The organism is Pseudomonas putida (assembly GCF_001636055.1).
In the GTDB taxonomy this organism is placed as follows: domain Bacteria; phylum Pseudomonadota; class Gammaproteobacteria; order Pseudomonadales; family Pseudomonadaceae; genus Aquipseudomonas; species Aquipseudomonas machongensis.
The window spans coordinates 5242097-5261097 of the sequence record NZ_CP011789.1; the positions used below are offsets into that span (position 1 = coordinate 5242097).

Genomic DNA, 19001 nt, shown 5'->3' on the forward strand with positions numbered 1-19001 from the left:
GCAGCTCCCTCAAACCCACAGCTTCTTGATGTCACGCCCGCCACAGGTCAGGTTGACCATTGCGCGGGTCACCATGACGGCGGTGAACATCGAGGTGAAAATCCCGAGGGACATGGTGACCGCGAAGCCCTTGACCGGGCCGGTACCCATGGCGAACAGGATGCCGCCGACCAGCAGGCTGGTCAGGTTGGCGTCGATGATCGCGGTGTAGGCACGGTTGAAGCCTTCGTGGATGGCGCGCTGCACCGACATGCCGTTTTTCAGCTCCTCGCGAATCCGCGAGAAGATCAGCACGTTGGCGTCGACCGCCATACCCATGGTCAACACGATACCGGCGATACCCGGCAGCGTCAGGGTCGCGCCCAACAGCGACATCAGCGCCAGCAGCAGCACCATGTTGCCCGCCAGGGCGACGGTGGCGATCACGCCGAAGCCACGGTAGATGGCGATGATGAACAGCGAGACGAACAACATGCCCCACAGCGATGCATCGACACCCTTGGTGATGTTGTCGGCACCCAGGCTTGGGCCGATGGTACGTTCTTCGGCGAAGTACATCGGTGCGGCCAGACCACCGGCACGCAGCAGCAGGGCCAGTTCGGACGACTCACCCTGGCCGTTCAGGCCGGTAATACGGAACTGGCTGCCCAGCGGCGACTGGATGGTCGCCAGGCTGATGATCTTCTTCTCTTCCTGGAAGCTCTGTACCGCCACTTCCTTCTCGACGCCGTCGACGGTCTGCTTGACGTAGCGGGTCACCGGCTTCTGCTCGATGAAGATCACCGCCATGCTGCGACCGACGTTGCTGCGCGTGGCGCGGCTCATCAACTCGCCACCGTGGCCATCCAGGCGGATGTTCACCTGCGGACGACCGTGCTCGTCGAAGCTCGCCTGGGCATCGGTAACCTGGTCACCGGTGATGATCAAGCCACGCTCGACCGCAGCCGAACGGTTGCCGTCACGGAACTCGAAGACCTCGGTGGTCGCTTTCGAAGCACCTGGCTCAGCGCCGAAGCGGAACTCCAGATTGGCCGTCTTGCCGAGGATACGCTTGGCTTCGGCAGTGTCCTGCACGCCCGGCAGCTCGACCACGATACGGTTGGCGCCCTGGCGCTGAACCAGCGGCTCGGCCACGCCCAGCTCGTTCACACGGTTGCGGACGGTGGTCAGGTTCTGCTTGATGGAGTATTCGCGGATTTCGGCGACCTTGGCCTGGGTCAGCGCCAGACGCAGCACGGAGAGCTCGTTGCGCTCGGTGGTGGTGATGTCGAAATCATTGAAATTCTTGCGGACCAGGGCACGTGCCTGTTCGCGAGTAGCATCGTCGGCGAAGCCCAGCATGATGCTGCCGTCCTGCTGGGGCAGGCTACGGTAGCGCACGCGCTCTTTGCGCAGCAGGGTCTTCACTTCGCCGTCGTAGACCTTCAGGCGGGCGCTCATGGCCTTGTCCATGTCCACTTCCAGCAGGAAGTGCACACCACCGGACAGGTCCAGGCCCAGCTTCATCGGGCTGGCACCCAGGTTGCGCAGCCACTGCGGGGTGGTCTGGGCCAGGTTCAGTGCGACGACGTAGTCGTCACCCAAGGTCTTGCGCACCACATCCTTGGCCGGCAGTTGGTCTTCCTGGTTGGTCAGGCGCACCAGCGCACTGCCCTTCTCGCCCAGGCTGCCACCCTTGACGGTGATACCGGCATCGGCCAGCGCCTTGGTGGCGCGGTCGAGGTCGGCCTGGCTCACGTGCAGCGCGGAACTTGCACCGCTGATCTGCACCGCCGGGTCATCCGGGTAGAGGTTGGGAGCGGAATAAATAAAGCCGACCGCCAGTACCACCAGGATCAGCAGGTATTTCCACAGAGGGTATTTGTTCAGCATCACGCCGCCCGTTCAAGACGCGGGGCGCTTTGCGCGCCCCGACTGGAAAAAATGAAACCGGTAACTCAGATAGCCTTGAGCGTACCTTTTGGCAGGGTCGCGGCGATGGCGCCCTTCTGGAACTTCAGCTCGACGTTGTCGGACACTTCCAGCACCACGAAGTCGTCGGAAACCTTGACGATCTTGCCGGCGATACCGCCGTTGGTGACCACTTCGTCACCCTTCTGCAGGGCGCCGAGCAGGTTCTTCTGCTCTTTGGCACGCTTGGCCTGTGGGCGCCAGATCATCAGGTAGAAGATGACCAGGAAACCGACCAGGAAGATCCACTCGAAGCCAGTACCGGCTGGGCCGGCGGCAGGGGCTGCAGCGTCCGCGTAAGCGGCGGGAATCAGAAAGCTCATGTAGCACTCCAGTTGCTGAATTTAGTTATGTGTGCGAACAGTCAGTCCAAAGGCGGAACGGGAAGTCCGCGCTTGGCATAGAAGGCGTCGACAAAGGCGGCCAATTTACCCTGTTGAATAGCCTCGCGTAAACCGGCCATCAAGCGCTGGTAATGGCGCAAGTTGTGGATGGTATTCAGCATGCTGCTCAACATTTCGCCGCACTTGTCCAGGTGATGCAGATAAGCGCGGGAGAAGTTGGTGCAGGTATAGCAGTCACAGGTCGGATCCAGCGGCGAATCATCATGGCGATGGAACGCATTGCGGATCTTGATCACCCCTGTATCGACGAACAGATGGCCGTTGCGCGCGTTGCGCGTGGGCATCACGCAGTCGAACATGTCGACGCCGCGGCGCACACCCTCAACCAGATCTTCCGGTTTGCCTACCCCCATAAGGTAACGAGGTTTGTCAGCAGGCATTTGTGCCGGCAGGTAATCCAGTACCTTGATCATCTCGTGCTTGGGTTCGCCCACCGACAGGCCGCCGATCGCCAGGCCGTCGAAGTCGATATTGACCAGCGCCTCCAGCGAGCGCATGCGCAGGTCCTGGTACATGCCACCCTGAACGATGCCGAACAGCGCCGCGGTATTGTCGCCGTGGGCGTTCTTCGAGCGCTGGGCCCAACGCAGCGAAAGCTCCATGGAGGTGCGCGCCACATCGTGCTCGGCCGGGTACGGCGTGCACTCGTCGAAGATCATCACGATGTCCGAGCCCAGGTCGCGCTGCACCTGCATCGACTCTTCCGGGCCCATGAACACCTTGGAGCCGTCGACCGGCGAGGCGAAGGTCACGCCCTCTTCCTTGATCTTGCGCATCGCGCCCAGGCTGAACACCTGGAAACCACCGGAGTCGGTGAGGATCGGGCCTTTCCACTGCATGAAGTCGTGCAGGCCGTTGTGCTTCTTGATCACCTCGGTGCCCGGGCGCAGCCACAGGTGGAAGGTGTTGCCCAGGATGATCTCGGCGCCGATGGCCTCGATGTCCCGCGGCAGCATGCCCTTGACCGTGCCATAGGTGCCCACCGGCATGAACGCCGGGGTTTCCACGGTGCCACGGGGGAAGGTCAGCCGACCGCGACGGGCCTTGCCGTCGGTGGCCAGCAGTTCGAAGGACATTCGACAGGTGCGACTCATGCTTGATCCTCGGGGCCGCGCGGCGCCGGATTGCGGGTGATGAACATGGCATCACCGTAACTGAAGAAGCGGTACCCCTGCTCGACCGCCGCGGCGTACGCGGCCATGGTCTCGGGATACCCCGCAAAGGCCGAGACCAGCATCAGCAGCGTGGACTCGGGCAAATGGAAGTTGGTCACCAGCGCATCGACCACATGGAACGGCCGACCGGGGTAGATGAAGATGTCGGTGTCGCCACTGAACGCCTTGAGCACACCATCGCGCGCCGCACTCTCCAGCGAGCGCACGCTGGTGGTACCGACCGCGATCACCCGCCCACCACGGGCGCGACAGGCCTCGATGGCATCGACCACGTCCTGGCTCACTTCGAGCCACTCTTTATGCATGTGGTGGTCTTCGATCTTGTCGACCCGCACCGGCTGGAAGGTGCCGGCGCCCACGTGCAAGGTGACGAAGGCGCGCTCGACGCCCTTGGCGGCGATCTGCTCCAGCAGAGCCTCGTCGAAATGCAGGCCGGCAGTGGGCGCGGCGACGGCACCGGCACGCTCGGCGTACACGGTCTGGTAGCGCTCACGGTCGGCGCCTTCATCCGGGCGGTCGATATACGGCGGCAGCGGCATGTGACCGACGCGATCGAGCAGTGGCAGCACCTCTTCGGTGAAGCGCAGCTCGAACAGCGTCTCATGGCGCGCGACCATCTCGGCCTCGCCACCGCCATCGATCAGCACCGTGGCGCCGACCTTCAGTGCCTTGCTGGCACGCACATGGGCCAGCACCCGGTGGCTGTCGAGCACCCGCTCGATCAGCACTTCCAGCTTGCCGCCGGAGGCTTTCTGACCGAACAGCCGCGCCGGAATCACCCGAGTGTTGTTGAACACCATCAGGTCGCCCGGGCGCAGGTACTCGAGCAAATCGGTGAAGCGCCGGTGCGCCAGCTCCCCGCTCGGCCCGTCAAGGACCAGCAGACGGCTGCCATGGCGCTCGGCCAGGGGATGGCGGGCGATGAGGGAATCGGGGAGTTCGAAGGAAAAATCGGCGACGCGCATGATCGTGTTCGGCTTGGCAGGGCCGGGAAGTTTAGCCCAATGCATGAAAATTGACCATGAAAGCCGATTGACCGACTGCAGGAGCCTCTCTATACTGCGGCGCCACAAGCCCTGATGGCGGAATTGGTAGACGCGGCGGATTCAAAATCCGTTTTCGAAAGGAGTGGGAGTTCGAGTCTCCCTCGGGGCACCAAGATCCAGAAAAAACCGACCTTATGGTCGGTTTTTTTGTGGGCGGGATTCAGACCGACGTTTTCGGGGCAGCGAACCGCCGCCCACCTCAACGCCGACTCAACGCCAAACGCGCCGCAAACAATACAAACACCATTCCAGTCACCCGGTCCATCCACTGGATCACTTTCCCTTTGCGCAGCACACCCGCCATGGATTGTGTCGCACTGATCAACCCCACCGCCCAGATCAACCCCAGCAGCACATGAATGCCCACAAGCCCGAAGGTCCATGCAATCAATGGCTGGCCTTGCGGAATGAATTGCGGCAGGAACGACACATAGAAAATCCCGACCTTGGGATTGAGCAGATTGCCCATCATGCCCTTGAGGAACCAATTCGCTGCCGGTCGCCCCTCGGCCTCGGCAGGCGCCAGCGACTGGCGTGGGCGCAGGAGCATGTTCACGCCCAACCATGCCAGATAGGCAGCGCCACAGTACTTGAAGATGTCGTACGCCAGCTCGGAGACGGCGATCAATGCGCCAAGGCCGAAGGCGACCGCTGCGCCCCAGAGCAGGCAGCCGGCGTTGATGCCCAGGGCCGCGCGCAGTCCCTGCTTGCGCCCCTCCACAGCAGAGGTTCTGAGGATCAAGGCGGTGTCGAGGCCGGGGGTTACCGTCAGCAGGGTAGCGGCGAGCGTGAAGGCAATCAGATTGTCGGCGATGGACATGGGTGGTCAGCCTGGAAGGAAGTTGCCCTAGATTAGCTTGAGCGACGCTTTTTCGTTGTGGATAAGTGGCTCGATTTTCAGTTTTTCCCCATTCCCTGTAGTCCGTTTCCCAAACATACTCTCGACCGCCTAAAGCCGTTGCGGTGCCATGGGGCGCGTTCTAGTCTCGCCCGGTCGTTGCTCATCAACGACCGGCTTTGACAGGCCGCATGCTCAAGTCCAAACGGCTGGCCTCAATGGCAGCTGTACGTGGGGCACATTCGTGTGCGCCGGGTTCTTGAGCCTCCGGTCTGTCAACCCACGTACGGTTGCCTCCATTCGTTTGACAGCGATGGTCCGCAACTCCTGAAAACGGCTCAAGGATTTACCATGTTAAAGATCGTCCCCGATCCCCCCTTCGCCCCCGAAAATCCCCACGCCCTCGAAGACCTCGTCCTCCAACTCATCGAACACCTCACCTGCGCCCTCGCCATCACTCACCACAGCAGCCTCCTCACCCTCGGCACTCCCGCGCAATCGCTGACCATCGCCACCGCCCACGAAGTCGATGCCGCCCTGACGCTGGCGGAAACCGCACTGAGCAGGATCCAGGTCCGTCACTGAAGGAGCATCGGAGATGAGCGATACCACTGCAGGCGTCACCGGGTTCGGCTACGGCGATGGCGACAAGCCGCTGTTCCGGGTCGAACCTGGACATGATTCGAAACTGGCAATGGAACAGGCCTCGGCAATGATGGCCTGCGCCAAGCGCATGACCTTGCTCGCCTCCACCGACGGCGAGGCCGACCTGGGCTGGGCCGCACACTTGCTGTGCGACATGGTCAAGGCGGTGATGGATGACGTGGAGATAGGACGCGGGCGGGAAAGCCGCTAGGTCAGAGCAGCATTGTCGATAGGCTGGGGCTGCACGTAGCCCCAGCATTGAATCGAATCGGCTACACAGGCTGTGATTCAGTCGCTTGAGCGAACCGCTGGCTTCGCACCAACAGTACCAAACTCCACACTTTGACGGCTTCCGCGACAACTCCCAGCAGAAAAAGCAGCCAGGGTGCCGGAGTAACAAGGACGTTGGGCCATAGGAAGGCGATAGGTATCGAGGGAAGCAGGATCATTCGAAATGGCGCCTGGGCCAGGCCGACATAGGCCGCAGCACGCACGCCTTTGATAAACAGCAAACCACTGGCGACTACCGAGAGATGCACCGCTACGCCTGTAAGGCCGATAAATAATGCCAGCTCGCCATGCTCGCGTGACAAGGCCACAATGCTTTGCAGATCATCCCAAAATGGAATCCGACCACGGCGAATACTGCCGAATGCGTAGAGCACGATGATGAGCGTATCCATCGCGCCCCAGCATAATTGGGTGCATCGCTGATGCCGATCATTCATCAGGGCCAAAAGCTTCTCCTTTTTCCCACACAATCCACCACCAAGACTCAGCCCAGAATCCTCCGTGCGCTGGTCGCATCGCGCGCCAGCTCCAACACCTTGCCTTGCAGAAAGTCCGCGTAGTACTCCTTCAACTCGTCGGCCCAACCAGCAACCAGGTCAAGGATACCTTCCGCCTCATCCTGCGCGAGCCCGAAGTGCTGCCGTTGGCTAAGCAGATTCGCGCGCGACACCCGCGCCCCATCCAGTCCGACGCTCATGGACAGATATTTCGCAGGCCCCTCATCCAGGATCGGCAGCACGTCGTACATGGGCGAAAGTCGCCATCCATCGTTGATGAAAATGACGGCGTGGTTGCGGGGATGGTCGTCCGCGTTGCCGACCAGGGCGTTATAGGCCATGCGCATGTACAGCTCACGCAGATCCTGATCCGGCACGCCACGACGATGCATTTCGTTGGCCAGGCGAGCGTACGAACGGGCCTGGAGATCCAGCAGCGTCCAATCCGTCTTCAGCAAGGTCAGGCCACTGAGCATCGGGACTCGCCGGAAGACGCCGTCCACGTACCGACGATCAAAGCGCTCTACCAGCAAGGTCGGCCCCTTTCCATCCAGGTACAGCGAGGTGTTGGCGACGCGCATGCCTTTCATGGCGGCGAAGGTCATGCAGGCATGCTCTACCGGGGCCAGCTCATATTGGTCAAAGCGATCATGCGGCTTGGCCAGAATGAGTTTTCCGTCACCCTGGAACGTGCGCTTCGGACGGGCTCCTCCAGCCGATGAGCGCTGGTCTCGCACGCCCAGGGTTCTGGCGGTCTCTTCATCGATGTCCTGGTCGTAGACGACATCGCAGGCTTCGATGAACTTGTCCAACCCCGACAGCCGTGGCAGTGGCTTTTGGCCGACACCGATAGGTGGGGTTTTGTCGCGCCCGGTCATCAGGTTTCCCGCGCGATCGCTGTTGGGCGAATCGATCAGCAGGTCATAACGTGTGATCGGGTCACGCTTGAGGCGCTGGAGCAGCCTCTCGCCCCAGCCATCTGGCAGGGCGTCGTCGATAAAGCCCGGAACCCCGTGATTACTGGCGACGCTGAAGACTTGATCCGACAAGGGGTAGTGGAAAGGGTCGGGCACCCATACCTTCGAGTCCAGCACGGCGGGCGAATAGACGAACTCGCCAGGGCGGTTGCCATTCAAGGTCAGGCGCCCAAGCGTCAGAACCTCACCGGTCTGGGGGTGCTCCATGTAGATGTAGGCACTGGGCATCAGAAGTCCTCCGGCTTGGCGCGGCGTCTACGCGCTCGGCGGCCACTGGTCTCGTCCTTCAACTCAACGAAGGAGACTGAAGCATCCTCCAGAGGACGGAAAACCTTGTCTGTAAGACCAAGGTTCCACAACACGAGCATCAACGATCTGACACTGACGGATGGATCACCACGTTCGATGCGACGCAGCATCTTCTCGGTAACGCCGAGTCTACTGACGACATCCAGTTGCCGGACACCCTGCTCCAGGCGTGCCGTTTTGACCAGAAGCCCTATACGCTGGAGGCTTGCTTCACAATCTACCGGAAAAAATCTTTCCATAAGCGGCTAAATATGTCCGACTAGTTTAAATAAACGGACGATTAAATCCGTTTATCCATAGGGTTGGGTACGCCTAAGCATAGCTGAGGAGCCTGCTTATCGAAAACAATCGGATGATTGGCTTCCGTTTATTTCTGAGCTGCGCGGGTCAAAAGAGGTCGACCTGCTGAGCAAACTCAAAACCAACACATAGCAGCTATGCAATTGCGGGTGTCACACCAGCGCCCCATACCGCCCCGCCACCACAATCCGATTCCGCCCCGCACTCTTGGCCTGATACAGCGCCATATCCGCCTCATGCAACCAGGCCTCGGCGCTCTGCAGATGCCCGCCAAAAGGCGCGACGCCGATGCTCAGGCTCAACCCCTGCTCCGGCAATTCAGGATGGCGATAACACTCCACCGCCTCGCGCAGTCGCTCGAGCACTTCCTCGGCCTGGGCCACGCTGACGCCGGGCAGCATCACGCAGAACTCGTCACCGCCATAGCGCGCCACCGGGTCGCTCTTGCGCAGGTGGGTCGGCAGGAAGGCGCTGAGGGTGCGCAGGATGTCGTCGCCCATCAGATGGCCGTGACGGTCGTTGATCTGCTTGAAATGGTCGATGTCGATCAGTGCCAGCACATTGGCCTGATTGTCGCGGCGGCAACGCTGGAATTCGCGCAGCAGCAGGTCTTTCCAGGCGCCGTGGTTGATCAGCCCGGTGAGGCTGTCGGTCTGGCTCAGCCGCGAGAGAGTGCGTTTGTGCAGGGCGAGCTGGACGGTGACCTGATAGCAGATCAGCCCGATGGCCATGGGGTAGATCAGCAGTATCGGCAGGCAGGCGAGCATCTGTGCCTGGCTGGTAGGCGGGAATAGCGGTGGCGCGTACAACCAGAGCCCCAGGCCAATGCCCAGCGCCTGGGCGAGGAAGGTCTTGCCGAGCATGTGCCAGCCGCCAGCGGCGATCTTGTCCATGGCGATCATCGACAGGATGATCACGCTCGGCAGGGGGTTGAGCCCCATGACACCAGCCCAGCAGCCTCCAGCGAAGCCATCGAACACCAGGTTGCGCTGCTCGGCGCGAAAGGGCTGCTTCGACAACCGGGCCAGCTGATAAGCGACGTGCGGCCAGACGAAGCCGTGCAGCGCGAGCAAGGCCCAGGTCCACCAGGCCGGCTGCAGCGGCCAGATGCCGATCAGCACACAGAAGAACCCAAGCCCGGTGCCGATGGCGCGGGGTGGGTACATGCGTTTGGCGAAGGAAAGACCCTTACCCGTTCGCTCGATCATCGAGGGCTCACCGAAAAAATGGACTGTCCTTGAATGCACCGGACAGGCAGCCAGGCGGGAAAATGCCCTGGGGGTCGGCGTTCGAGCATTGTGCCACTATCGAAAACAGGACTTCAAACGTGCTGGACGAAATACACTAACCGTCGGGTTAATTCCGTCTCGACCTCGCGAGAAACACGTCCGGTAACATCCAGTCCACCGAACCTTGCCCCGCCCCCGACGTCGGATCCTTCATCCGCTCCACGAAGAGATCCCTGCGTGAAAAACTACCTCGTGCGCAAGTACCGCCTGGTCCTAAAGACCTTCAACTACATCGGCTGGTCGCTGCTGTGGCTGCTGGTGTGGGACATCCTGGTCACCATCGATTTCATGCTGTTCTTCAACAGCAAGTTCAGCCTGCCGCTGATCCCACTGACGCTGCTGGGTTCGGCCCTTGTAGTGCTGGTGAGCTTTCGCAACAGCAGTGCCTACAACCGCTGGTGGGAAGCGCGCACGCTGTGGGGGGCGATGGTCAACAGTTCTCGCAGCTTCGCACGGCAGGTGCTGACGCTGGTGGACGATCCGGATGACGGGCTCAATCCGGTCAAGGCGACCTTGCTGCGTCGGCATGTGGCCTATGTGAACTGCCTGGCGGCGCACCTGAAGAACGAGCCGTGCCCGCCGGAACTGATGGCGTTCATCCCCCATCACGAGTTCGAGCGGCGCAATGGCTCGAACAACTTCGCCAATGACATTCTGGCCGGCTCCGCCGCCTTGCTGGCAGGCGAATACAAGGCTGGGCGGCTGGACAGCATTCGCCTGGCGCGGCTGGAGTCGACGCTGGTAGACCTGTCCAACGCCCAGGGCGGGATGGAGCGGATCGCCAATACACCGCTGCCCTACCCCTACGTGTATTTTCCGCGGTTGTTCATCACGCTGTTCTGCGTGATCGTGCCGATCGGGCTGGTCGAGTCGCTGGAGTGGTTCACGCCGCTGGCTTCGACAGTGGTGGGGTTCATGCTGCTGGCGATCGAGCGGATCGGCACCGACCTGCAGAGCCCGTTTCGACGCAGCGAGCACCAGATTCCGATGGACACGATCTGCGAGACCATCGAACGGAACCTGGAATCGATGCAGCGCGAGGCGCAGTGTGGGGAGTGGGTGGACTGAGGTCGACCCATTCACCTACGCCCGCACATAGCGCTGGCGCAGCACATCACTGAAGGCATCCACCAGCAACACCAGCACCAGCATGCCGATGATCACCGTGCTGGCCTGGGCTTCCTGGAACAGGCTGAGGGTGGTGTAGAGCATCTGCCCCAGCCCGCCCGCGCCGACGAAGCCCAGCACACTGGCCATGCGGATGTTGTTCTCCCAGCGATACAGGCTGTAGGCCAGCAACTGCGGCCACAGATTGGGCAAGGTGCCAAAGCAGAACGCCGCGACCTGGCTCCCGCCCTGTAAACGAATCGCCGCCGCCGGCTCTGCCGGGGCATTCTCCAGCGCCTCGGCGAACAGGCGCCCCAGCACGCCAGCGGTATGCAGCGCCAGGGCCAGGGTGCCGGCATTTGGCCCGAGCCCGGCTGCCAGCACGGTCAAGGCCGCCCACACCAGCTCAGGAATAGCCCGCAGGGCATTGAGCAGCAAGCGCGCCGCACCCTGTAGCGGCCAGCCGAAGCGCCCGGCCGCAGGCAATGCCAACAGCAGGCCGAGCAGCATCGCCAGCAAGGTGCCCAGCCCGGACATGGCGAGGGTCTCCAGCGCACCGCGCGCCACTGCACGCAGGTGCTCGGAAGAAAGATCGGGGCTCAGGAAACGCGAGGCGTACTCGCCCATCTGCGCCAGGCCACCATTGCCGTTGACCGACGCAAGGTCGAGTTCCAGGTAGGCGAACGACGACACCACCGCCGCAACGATGGCGACGATCACCAGCAGGTTGATCGCCCGGTTCATGTCAGCCTCCCGCGCAACACGCGGCTCAACACATCGGCCAGGGTCACCAGTACGAGAAACGCCAGCAGCATGCTCGCCACCTCGGCGCCAGCGAACATGCGCATCGACAGGTCGATCTGCTGCCCCAGCCCACCGGCACCGACAAAGCCCATCACCACCGAAGCTCGCACCGCGCATTCCCAGCGGTAGACCGTGTAAGACACAACCTCCGCCGCCGCCACCGGCAGGATGCCATAGCAGAACGCACTCAGCCGCCCGCTGCCGGCCTGCATCAAGGCATGAGCCGGGCGCTGGTCCACCGACTCGAAGATCTCGGCATAGACCTTGCCAAGCATGCCGCTGTAGGTGATGGCGATGGCCAGTACCCCCGCTGTCGGCCCCAGCCCCACGGCGCGCACGAACAACAACGCCCAGACGATCTCCGGCACGCTGCGCAGGAACACCAGCAGGCCGCGTACCGGCATGCGCACCAGCCGCGACCAAGGCCCCGGGCGACCGGCGCGGGATGCCGCCCTTAACGACAATGCCCGGCTGCCCAGCAGGCTGGCCGGGATGGCCAGCAGCAATGCCAGGGTCATGCCGGCAGTGGCCACGGCAAGCGTCTGCAGGGTGGCTTCGAACAGCAACGCCAGAAACTCCCGATCATGGGCAGGCGGCCAGAAGGCGCCAACGAAGCTTGCCATCTGTCGACGGTTCTCGGCCTGCAACAGCACCCCAGGGTCGAGTTCGCTCAACTGCAACCCCGGCCACAACAGGGCCAGGCACAACAGGGTCAGCAACAGGCGTGGCAGCGCCGCTGGGTCGCGGGCATCGGTCTTCAGCATCGCGGAATCTGCACCGTCAGCGTCGGCCCCACGGTCGTCGGCGACGCCAGTTGCTCATTGGCGTAGAGGGCGTCGAGCAAGGCATCGGTCACCGCCGCTGCCGAGCAATCGAACACCACACGCCCTTCGCGGATACCAATCACCCGGGGAAAATGCGCGAGCGCCAGCTCCACCGCATGCAGGCTGGCGACCAGTGTCACGCCATGGGTTTGCGCGTGGCGATTGAGCAGGGCCAGGCTGTGATCAGCCAGCACCGGGTCCATCGCCGAGACCGGTTCGTCGGCCAGCAGTACTTCAGGTTGCTGGTACAGCGCACGGGCGATACCCACCCTTTGCAACTGGCCACCAGACAACTGCCCGCACTGCACGAACAGCTTGTCGGCCAGCCCCAGCTCCGCCAGCACCTGTCGCGCGCCCGGCACATCGCTGGGGTGCAGCAGATTGAGCAGGCCGCGCAAGGTGCCCCACTGGCCAAGACGCCCGGCCAATACGGCGGTGACCACCCGCTGGCGCGGCGGCAACGGCGGTGCCTGATGCACCAGCGCGACCCGCGCCCGCAGGCGTTGTCGCGCACCTGCCGACAGAGCCCAGGGCTGGTCGCCAAGCAATTCCAGGTGCCCGGCGCCGGGCTGCACGGCCGTAGCCATCAGGTGCAGCAGGCTGGACTTGCCCGCCCCCGACGGCCCGATCACCGCCACCCGCTCGCCCTTGTCGATGCGCAGACTCACGTCTTCGAGGGCGCGTACCTGGCCGTGCCGAAGCCCTGCCGCGTGCAGTTGAATACTCACTTGAGCAAGCCGGCCTCACGGGCAGCCTGTTCGGTGCCGGCGTAGTTTTCGGGTTTGGTCTCGATGAAGCGGCTGGCCGCCTGCAGGTCGAGGATCGCCTTGTGCTCAGGCTTGGCCGGGTCGAGGGCGAGGAACGCCTGCTTGATCTTGTCTTTCAGGGCCGGGTCCATGTTGCCGCGCACGGTCCAGTTGTAGTCGTAGTAGGTCGGCGTGGTGGCGAACACTTTCACCTTGCTGGTGTCGACCTTGCCCGCATCGACCAGCTTCTGCCAGACACTGGCGTTGAGTACGCCAGCATCGACCTTGCCCGCCTGAACCCAGGCCACGGTGGCGTCGTGCGCGCCGGAATAGGCAACCCGACTGAAGTAGCTCTCAGGCTTGATGTTGTCTTGCTTGAGCATGAAATAGCGCGGCATCAGGCTGCCGGAGGTCGAGGAAATCGAGCCGAAGGCGAAGGTCTTGCCCTTGAGGTCGGCCAGGCTCTTCACGTCCGGGTTGGCGGTGATGAACTTGCTGGTGAACTGCGCGTCCTGCTCGCGCTGCACCAGCGGTGTGGCGGTCGGGTCCTTCAGGTGCACCTGGACGAAGGTGAAGCCACCCAGCCAGGCAAGGTCCAGTCGATTGCTGGCCAGCGACTCGACCACCGCCGGGTAGTCGGCGACCGGTACGAACTGCACCTTCATGCCCAGTTGCTGCTCGAGGTATTCACCCAGCGGCTTGAACTTGCGCAGCAATTCGGTCGGCGCTTCGTCGGGAATCGCGCTGACCCGCAACGTGTCGGCGGCCTGTGCGATGACGGCGCAGCAGGACAGCACGAGGCCGGCGGCGAGCGCCAAGGGGCGTTTGAGCATGGGAGTTCTCCGGTTCAATAGCGGGGAAAGTGCCGGCGACGCACCGACTGCGGGAATTATAAGAGCCGATGGCGCAAAGGCCAGCTTTGCTACAATCGCGCAACAATTGGACCCCGAGGTACCTATGAGCGAGCCGATTCGCCTGACCCAGTACAGCCACGGCGCAGGCTGTGGCTGCAAGATCTCCCCCAAGGTGCTGGATGTGATCCTTGCCGAAAGCGGCAGCCAGGCGCTGGACCCCAAGCTCTGGGTCGGCAACGCCTCGCGTGACGACGCTGCCGTGTACGCCCTGGACGACGAGCGCGGGGTGGTCTCGACCACCGACTTCTTCATGCCCATCGTCGACGATCCGTACGACTTCGGCCGTATCGCCGCGACCAACGCCATCAGCGACATCTACGCCATGGGCGGCGACCCGCTGATGGCCATCGCCATCCTCGGCTGGCCAGTCAACGTGTTGTCGCCTGAAGTTGCCCGCGAGGTGATCCGTGGTGGGCGTGCGGTCTGCGCCGAAGCGGGCATTCCACTGGCCGGCGGCCACTCCATCGATGCGCCCGAGCCGATCTTCGGCCTCGCGGTGACCGGCGTGGTCGGCAAGCGCAATCTCAAGCGCAACGACACCGCGACCGTCGGCTGCACGCTGTACCTGACCAAGCCTCTGGGGATCGGCATCCTTACCACTGCCGAGAAAAAATCCAAGCTGCGGGAACAGGACCAAGGCCTGGCGCGCGACTGGATGTGCACCCTGAACACACCCGGCAGCCGCTTCGGCAAGCTCGACGGGGTCAAGGCCATGACCGACGTGACCGGCTTCGGCCTGCTCGGCCATCTGGTCGAAGTCGCCGAAGGCAGCGGTCTCACCGCGCGCCTGCAGTTCGATGCGGTACCGCGCCTGCCGGGTGTCGAGCACTACCTGGCCGAGGGCTGCATCCCCGGCGGTACCCTGCGCAACCACGAAAGCTATGGCCACAAGATCGGTGCCCTTAGCGATGAACAGAAGCACCTGCTGTGCGACCCGCAGACCAGCGGTGGCTTGCTGGTGGCGGTGAGCCCAGAGGGTCAGGCGGAGTTTCTGGCGATCGCCGCTGAACTGGGCCTGGATCTGGCGCCGATCGGCACGCTGGTCGAGCGACAGACCTACGCAGTCGAGGTGATTTGATGCGCCCCGACTGCACCGACTTCAAACAGCTGTTCCTCGACGATGCGCCGATGATGGACATGCGCGCACCGGTCGAGTTTGCCAAGGGCGCCTTCCCCAGCGCCATCAACCTGCCGCTGATGAACGACCAGGAGCGGCAGAAGGTTGGCACCTGCTACAAGCACCAGGGCCAAAGCGCAGCCATCGCCCTGGGGCACCAACTGGTCAGCGGCGCGGTCAAGCAGGCGCGCCTGGAGGCCTGGGCCGCATTCGCCCAGGCCCATCCCCAGGGGTATCTTTACTGTTTTCGTGGCGGCCTGCGCTCGCAGATCGTCCAGGGCTGGCTGAAAGAGGTGGGCATCGACTATCCGCGGGTCAAAGGCGGTTACAAGGCCCTGCGGACCTTCCTGATGGACACCACCCAACAGGCGGTCGAGCAATGTGACTTCGTGCTGCTGGGCGGCCTGACCGGCACCGGCAAGACCGACGTGCTGCTGCAACTGGACAACGTGCTCGACCTCGAAGGCCACGCCAACCACCGCGGCTCCAGCTTCGGCAAGCGCGCCACCGTGCAACCGGCACCGATCGATTTCGAGAACCGCCTGGCCATCGACGTGCTGAAAAAACGCGCGCGGGGCGTGCAGCAGTTCGTGCTGGAGGACGAGGGGCGGATGGTCGGCAGCTGCTCGGTGCCGCTGGCGCTGTACCAAGGCATGCAGCAGTATCCGCTGGTGTGGTTGGAGGACAGTTTTGCCAATCGCGTCGAGCGCATCCTGCGCGACTACGTGATCAACCTGTGTGCCGAATTCGTTGCCCTGCATGGCGAAGAGGATGGGCGCCGCCTGTTTGCCGAGCGCCTGCGTCAAAGCATGGGCAATATCCACAAGCGTCTGGGGGGCGAACGCTTCCAGCGGCTGTATGGGCTGCTGGAGCAGGCGCTGCAAGTGCAGTTGCACAGCGGTGAGGTGGACCTGCACCGAGGCTGGATCGAGGGTTTGCTCAACGAGTACTACGACCCGATGTATGCGTACCAGCGTGAGGCGAAGTCGGGCAGGATCGAGTTTGCCGGTGATGCACTCGAGGTGCGGGAGTACTTGAAAGCACGGGCGATGCGCCGGCGCTGATTGCTCCGCGGGGCATGGCACCGGCTTTGCCGGTGCGGTACCTCTAGGAGCAGCGGTTCGCCGCTGCGACTTGTCCCGCGAACACGGGCGTAGCCCGTGCCAGGCAGTGCGGTGTATTTTTCGCGGGCAAGCCCGCTCCTACAGGGTTCGAGACCGTTCACTGTCCGGGGCTGAGAATCCGCTCCAGCTCCGCGGCGCGCTCGCGGGTCATGTCCAGTACGCACATGCCGCCTTCGAGTTGCGCCATGGTCCCGCCGCTGGCCTGGACATGGAACTTGCAGTTCTTGTCACGAAAGCTGATCCAGTCGCGCTGCACTTCACGCAGGCTTTTCTGCTGCGGCGCATCGAGCTTGCCGAGCAACTGCTTGTAGACACGGTTGAGGCGGTCGTCCTGCAGCTTGGTTTCATCCTTGATGCAGGCGCTCATCGCAACGGTGCTGGAGGCCTTGTCCATGCATTTGGTATAGGTGGGGGAGTTCTCGTCGGCCTGGGCCTGCGAGACGAACATCAGCGCGGCAACGACGGCTGCCAGGGAATGCTTGAACATCGAAGAGAACCCTCTGATCGGAAAGATTGCCAGCCTAGCAGCAAGTGCGCCGCATGGCCCCTGTGACCCTGTGAAATCGGACCTGTCCTACGCGCGCGAATGCCAGCCCCGACAATGGGCAAGGATCAGCTCGCGCAACCACTGATGCCCAGCATCGCCCTCGCGCCGGGCATGCCAGGCCTGGGCAAAGCTGAACGCGCTGATCGGCAGCGGCGGCTCGAATACGCGCAGGGCCTTGTCTGGCGGGCTTGCTGCCAGGCTGCGCCGGGCCACGGTCAACACCAGATCGGTCCCGGCCAGCACGGTCTGGGCCACCCCCCAATGCGGGAGCGTGAGGGCAATGCGCCGACGGACGCCGAGGGCCTTGAGTGCCTGGTCGATCTCGTTGTCGATACCGGGGCGTACTGCCACCAGCACATGCGGACGCGCCAGCCAGGCGTCGAGGGTCAGGTTGCCGCGCACCGGCAAGGTGCCGCGATCGGCCACGCAGACGAACGACTCGTCGAACAAACCCTGCTCATGGATCTCCGAGGGCAACTCGGGGAACACCCCAAGCGCCAGGTCGACCTCCCCGTCGATCAACTGCCCGAGCATCGCTTCGCGGCTGCCCTGGGAGATGACCAGATCGATCTGCGGCGCCACGCTGCGCAACTCGCGCATCAGCGCAGGGAGGACCACCTGGGCGCCGTAGTCGGACATCGCCAGGCGAAAGGTGCGGCGCGCCCTGCCCGGCTCGAACCCCGGGCTGCCCAGCAGCCCGTCGAGCTGCGCCAGTGCCTGCTGCAATGGGTCGCGCAGGGCCTGCGCGCGGGGGCTGAGCACCAGGCGTGCGCCACGACGCACCAGCAGCGGGTCGGCGAAGATATCGCGCAGTTGCGCCAAGGCATGGCTCACCGCCGGCTGGCTGCGGTGCAGTCGGATAGCTGCGCGGGACACGTGCTGCTCGCTGAGCAGTGCATGCAGGGTCAGCAGCAGGTTGAGGTCGATGCGACGCAAATCATCCATATGACGAATAAAGCCTGTGCAGAATTCGAATTTCCATCATTTAAGCGCATACAGGAGACTGGGCCAAGGTTATCCACAGGAGTTCACGCCATGCCCAAGGTCATTGCCTTGTCTGCCACCCTTCCCTTGCTCATCGCCCTGCTCGCCGGGGCGGCGGTGCCTTTTCAGGCTGGCAGCAATGCCGCATTGGGGCGCTTGCTCGGGCACCCGTTGTGGGCAGCGGGGGTTTCGCTGCTGGTCAGCCTGATGATGCTGGTGCCGGCGCTGCTGCTGATGCGCGCGCCCATGCCACAGCTGCAGAACCTGGCCCAGGCACCCTGGTGGGCCTGGCTGGGGGGCGTCGCCGGGGTGATCTACATCACCGCCGCGTTGGTGCTGACGCCACGCCTGGGCGCGGCGGGGTTCATCGTCTGCGTGATCGCCGGACAGGTGCTGTCGTCGTTGCTGATCGACCAGTTCGGCTTGATGGGCCTGCCGGAGAAACCCGTGAACCTGCCACGGCTGTTGGGGGTGGCGATGATCGTTGGGGGCATGCTGGTGGTGCAGTGGGGCACGGCACGCAGCGCCTGAGCCCAGACCGCTACAGGCTGTGTGCAGGCTCGGGCGGCATCAGCACCTGATCCACCTCGAAGCGCAGCGAGGGCATTTGCGTGGCGGCATACAGCATCACGCCGAGCGCTGCGATCAGGGCCACGTCCAGCCAGTTCCAACCCGGCATGTCGTCGGCCTTGCGGGCCTTCCAGCACCACCAGGCCTGACCTGCGCAGAAAGTCAGGATCGACAGCGACCACAGGTAGAACCCGGCCCCGAAACCTGTGACATCGTGGAACGCGTAGCTGCGGTTGTCGGGCAGCCGCTCAACGCCGAGGCTGCTTGCCGCCAGATATAGCGCCAGCAGGCCGAACAGCAGCGACAGCCGCCGCAAGCGCCGATGGCTCAGGATCGCCAGCGCCAGCAGGGGGTTGGCGAACCACTGATACAGCTCGAATGCCACGCCCCAGGGGCCGTAGAGCAGCATCTGCAAAGCAGGCATATGCTGCTCGGCGCCCATCAGGGCGCCATCGAAAAACAGGCCAAGCAGGTAAAGCAGCAGGCTGATGCTGATGTAGTAGGCTGGCAACCGGAGCTCCATCGGATCGGGCGAAACCCCGA

The 19001-nt window shown here is 63.3% G+C and carries 21 protein-coding genes and 1 tRNA gene; 7 read left to right on the forward strand and 15 right to left on the reverse strand.

The genetic code is table 11. The features are described 5' to 3' along the window. Window positions 1-9 precede the first annotated feature (9 nt). From secD to queA, 4 genes are all read right to left on the reverse strand, one after another. Complete coding sequence (gene secD / locus AB688_RS23585) at window positions 10-1872, reverse strand: protein translocase subunit SecD (protein WP_063546070.1); 1863 nt, start codon at window positions 1870-1872, stop codon at window positions 10-12. Window positions 1873-1937: 65 nt separating this feature from the next. Next, complete coding sequence (yajC, locus tag AB688_RS23590) at window positions 1938-2273, reverse strand: preprotein translocase subunit YajC (protein WP_054892542.1); 336 nt, start codon at window positions 2271-2273, stop codon at window positions 1938-1940. A 41-nt stretch (window positions 2274-2314) separates the two neighbouring features. Continuing rightward, entirely contained in the window at window positions 2315-3430 is a 1116-nt protein-coding gene (tgt, locus tag AB688_RS23595) for a tRNA guanosine(34) transglycosylase Tgt (RefSeq protein WP_162144435.1), read from the reverse strand. 14 nt (window positions 3431-3444) lie between these two features. Beyond that, a complete protein-coding gene (queA, locus tag AB688_RS23600; protein ID WP_063546071.1) occupies window positions 3445-4494 on the reverse strand; it encodes a tRNA preQ1(34) S-adenosylmethionine ribosyltransferase-isomerase QueA in 1050 nt (349 codons plus the stop codon). A gap of 108 nt (window positions 4495-4602) precedes the next feature. Here queA and AB688_RS23605 point away from each other — a divergent pair. Then, window positions 4603-4687: transfer RNA gene (locus tag AB688_RS23605), tRNA-Leu, on the forward strand. A gap of 87 nt (window positions 4688-4774) precedes the next feature. Here AB688_RS23605 and AB688_RS23610 read toward each other — a convergent pair. Next, window positions 4775-5395 carry a LysE family translocator gene (locus AB688_RS23610; RefSeq protein ID WP_063546072.1) on the reverse strand — a complete coding sequence of 207 codons (621 nt, stop codon included), beginning with the start codon at window positions 5393-5395 and terminating at the stop codon, window positions 4775-4777. Window positions 5396-5764: 369 nt separating this feature from the next. On the opposite strand from AB688_RS23610, the gene AB688_RS23615 reads away from it, so the two are divergent. Both AB688_RS23615 and AB688_RS23620 read left to right on the forward strand, forming a co-directional pair. After that, entirely contained in the window at window positions 5765-5998 is a 234-nt protein-coding gene (locus tag AB688_RS23615; protein ID WP_063546073.1) for a hypothetical protein, read from the forward strand. Window positions 5999-6011: 13 nt separating this feature from the next. Further along, on the forward strand, window positions 6012-6269 hold the full coding sequence (locus AB688_RS23620; protein WP_054892538.1) for a DUF3077 domain-containing protein: 258 nt from the start codon (window positions 6012-6014) through the stop codon (window positions 6267-6269). A 61-nt stretch (window positions 6270-6330) separates the two neighbouring features. Here the strand turns inward: AB688_RS23620 and AB688_RS23625 are convergent, their stop codons facing one another. The 3 genes from AB688_RS23625 to AB688_RS23640 form a co-directional block, all read right to left on the reverse strand. Next, window positions 6331-6795: a hypothetical protein gene (locus AB688_RS23625; protein ID WP_063546074.1), complete on the reverse strand. Its 465-nt coding sequence runs from the start codon at window positions 6793-6795 to the stop codon at window positions 6331-6333. Between the two features lie 38 nt (window positions 6796-6833). Further along, the gene (locus tag AB688_RS23630; RefSeq protein WP_063546075.1) at window positions 6834-8051 is read right to left on the reverse strand and encodes a type II toxin-antitoxin system HipA family toxin; all 1218 of its coding nucleotides are present in this window, start codon (window positions 8049-8051) and stop codon (window positions 6834-6836) included. Between the two features lie 533 nt (window positions 8052-8584). Beyond that, on the reverse strand, window positions 8585-9640 hold the full coding sequence (locus AB688_RS23640; RefSeq protein ID WP_063546077.1) for a diguanylate cyclase: 1056 nt from the start codon (window positions 9638-9640) through the stop codon (window positions 8585-8587). Window positions 9641-9898: 258 nt separating this feature from the next. Between AB688_RS23640 and AB688_RS23645 the strand changes: the two genes are divergently transcribed. Beyond that, window positions 9899-10789 carry a bestrophin family protein gene (locus AB688_RS23645; protein ID WP_054892532.1) on the forward strand — a complete coding sequence of 297 codons (891 nt, stop codon included), beginning with the start codon at window positions 9899-9901 and terminating at the stop codon, window positions 10787-10789. 15 nt (window positions 10790-10804) lie between these two features. Here AB688_RS23645 and phnE read toward each other — a convergent pair whose 3' ends face one another. Genes phnE through AB688_RS23665 form a run of 4 tightly spaced genes read right to left on the reverse strand, consistent with a single transcriptional unit; the run spans window position 10805 to window position 14035 of the window. Continuing rightward, a complete protein-coding gene (phnE, locus tag AB688_RS23650; RefSeq protein WP_063546078.1) occupies window positions 10805-11572 on the reverse strand; it encodes a phosphonate ABC transporter, permease protein PhnE in 768 nt (255 codons plus the stop codon). Continuing rightward, the gene (locus tag AB688_RS23655) at window positions 11569-12396 is read right to left on the reverse strand and encodes a PhnE/PtxC family ABC transporter permease (RefSeq protein ID WP_063546079.1); all 828 of its coding nucleotides are present in this window, start codon (window positions 12394-12396) and stop codon (window positions 11569-11571) included. The genes phnE and AB688_RS23655 overlap by 4 nt, the downstream gene beginning before the upstream one ends. Next, window positions 12390-13184, reverse strand: a complete 795-nt coding sequence (locus AB688_RS23660; protein ID WP_063546080.1) for a phosphonate ABC transporter ATP-binding protein — start codon at window positions 13182-13184, stop codon at window positions 12390-12392. The genes AB688_RS23655 and AB688_RS23660 overlap by 7 nt, the downstream gene beginning before the upstream one ends. After that, window positions 13181-14035 carry a putative selenate ABC transporter substrate-binding protein gene (locus AB688_RS23665; protein WP_063546081.1) on the reverse strand — a complete coding sequence of 285 codons (855 nt, stop codon included), beginning with the start codon at window positions 14033-14035 and terminating at the stop codon, window positions 13181-13183. The genes AB688_RS23660 and AB688_RS23665 overlap by 4 nt, the downstream gene beginning before the upstream one ends. A gap of 124 nt (window positions 14036-14159) precedes the next feature. Here AB688_RS23665 and selD point away from each other — a divergent pair, with 124 nt between their 5' ends. Together selD and mnmH are read left to right on the forward strand one after the other, a co-directional pair. Next, window positions 14160-15194 carry a selenide, water dikinase SelD gene (gene selD / locus AB688_RS23670; RefSeq protein ID WP_063546082.1) on the forward strand — a complete coding sequence of 345 codons (1035 nt, stop codon included), beginning with the start codon at window positions 14160-14162 and terminating at the stop codon, window positions 15192-15194. After that, window positions 15194-16297 (forward strand): tRNA 2-selenouridine(34) synthase MnmH, encoded by a 1104-nt coding sequence (mnmH, locus tag AB688_RS23675; RefSeq protein ID WP_063546083.1) that lies wholly within the window; start codon window positions 15194-15196, stop codon window positions 16295-16297. The genes selD and mnmH overlap by 1 nt, the downstream gene beginning before the upstream one ends. Window positions 16298-16454: 157 nt before the next feature. Here mnmH and AB688_RS23680 read toward each other — a convergent pair whose 3' ends face one another. Continuing rightward, window positions 16455-16844 carry a lysozyme inhibitor LprI family protein gene (locus tag AB688_RS23680; protein WP_063546084.1) on the reverse strand — a complete coding sequence of 130 codons (390 nt, stop codon included), beginning with the start codon at window positions 16842-16844 and terminating at the stop codon, window positions 16455-16457. Window positions 16845-16931: 87 nt separating this feature from the next. After that, window positions 16932-17849, reverse strand: coding sequence for a LysR family transcriptional regulator (locus AB688_RS23685; RefSeq protein ID WP_063546085.1), 918 nt, complete (start codon window positions 17847-17849; stop codon window positions 16932-16934). A gap of 90 nt (window positions 17850-17939) precedes the next feature. Here AB688_RS23685 and AB688_RS23690 point away from each other — a divergent pair, with 90 nt between their 5' ends. Beyond that, window positions 17940-18419: a DMT family transporter gene (locus tag AB688_RS23690; protein WP_054892523.1), complete on the forward strand. Its 480-nt coding sequence runs from the start codon at window positions 17940-17942 to the stop codon at window positions 18417-18419. A gap of 10 nt (window positions 18420-18429) precedes the next feature. Here AB688_RS23690 and AB688_RS23695 read toward each other — a convergent pair whose 3' ends face one another. Next, window positions 18430-18969: a hypothetical protein gene (locus AB688_RS23695; protein ID WP_054892522.1), complete on the reverse strand. Its 540-nt coding sequence runs from the start codon at window positions 18967-18969 to the stop codon at window positions 18430-18432. Window positions 18970-19001: the final 32 nt, after the last annotated feature.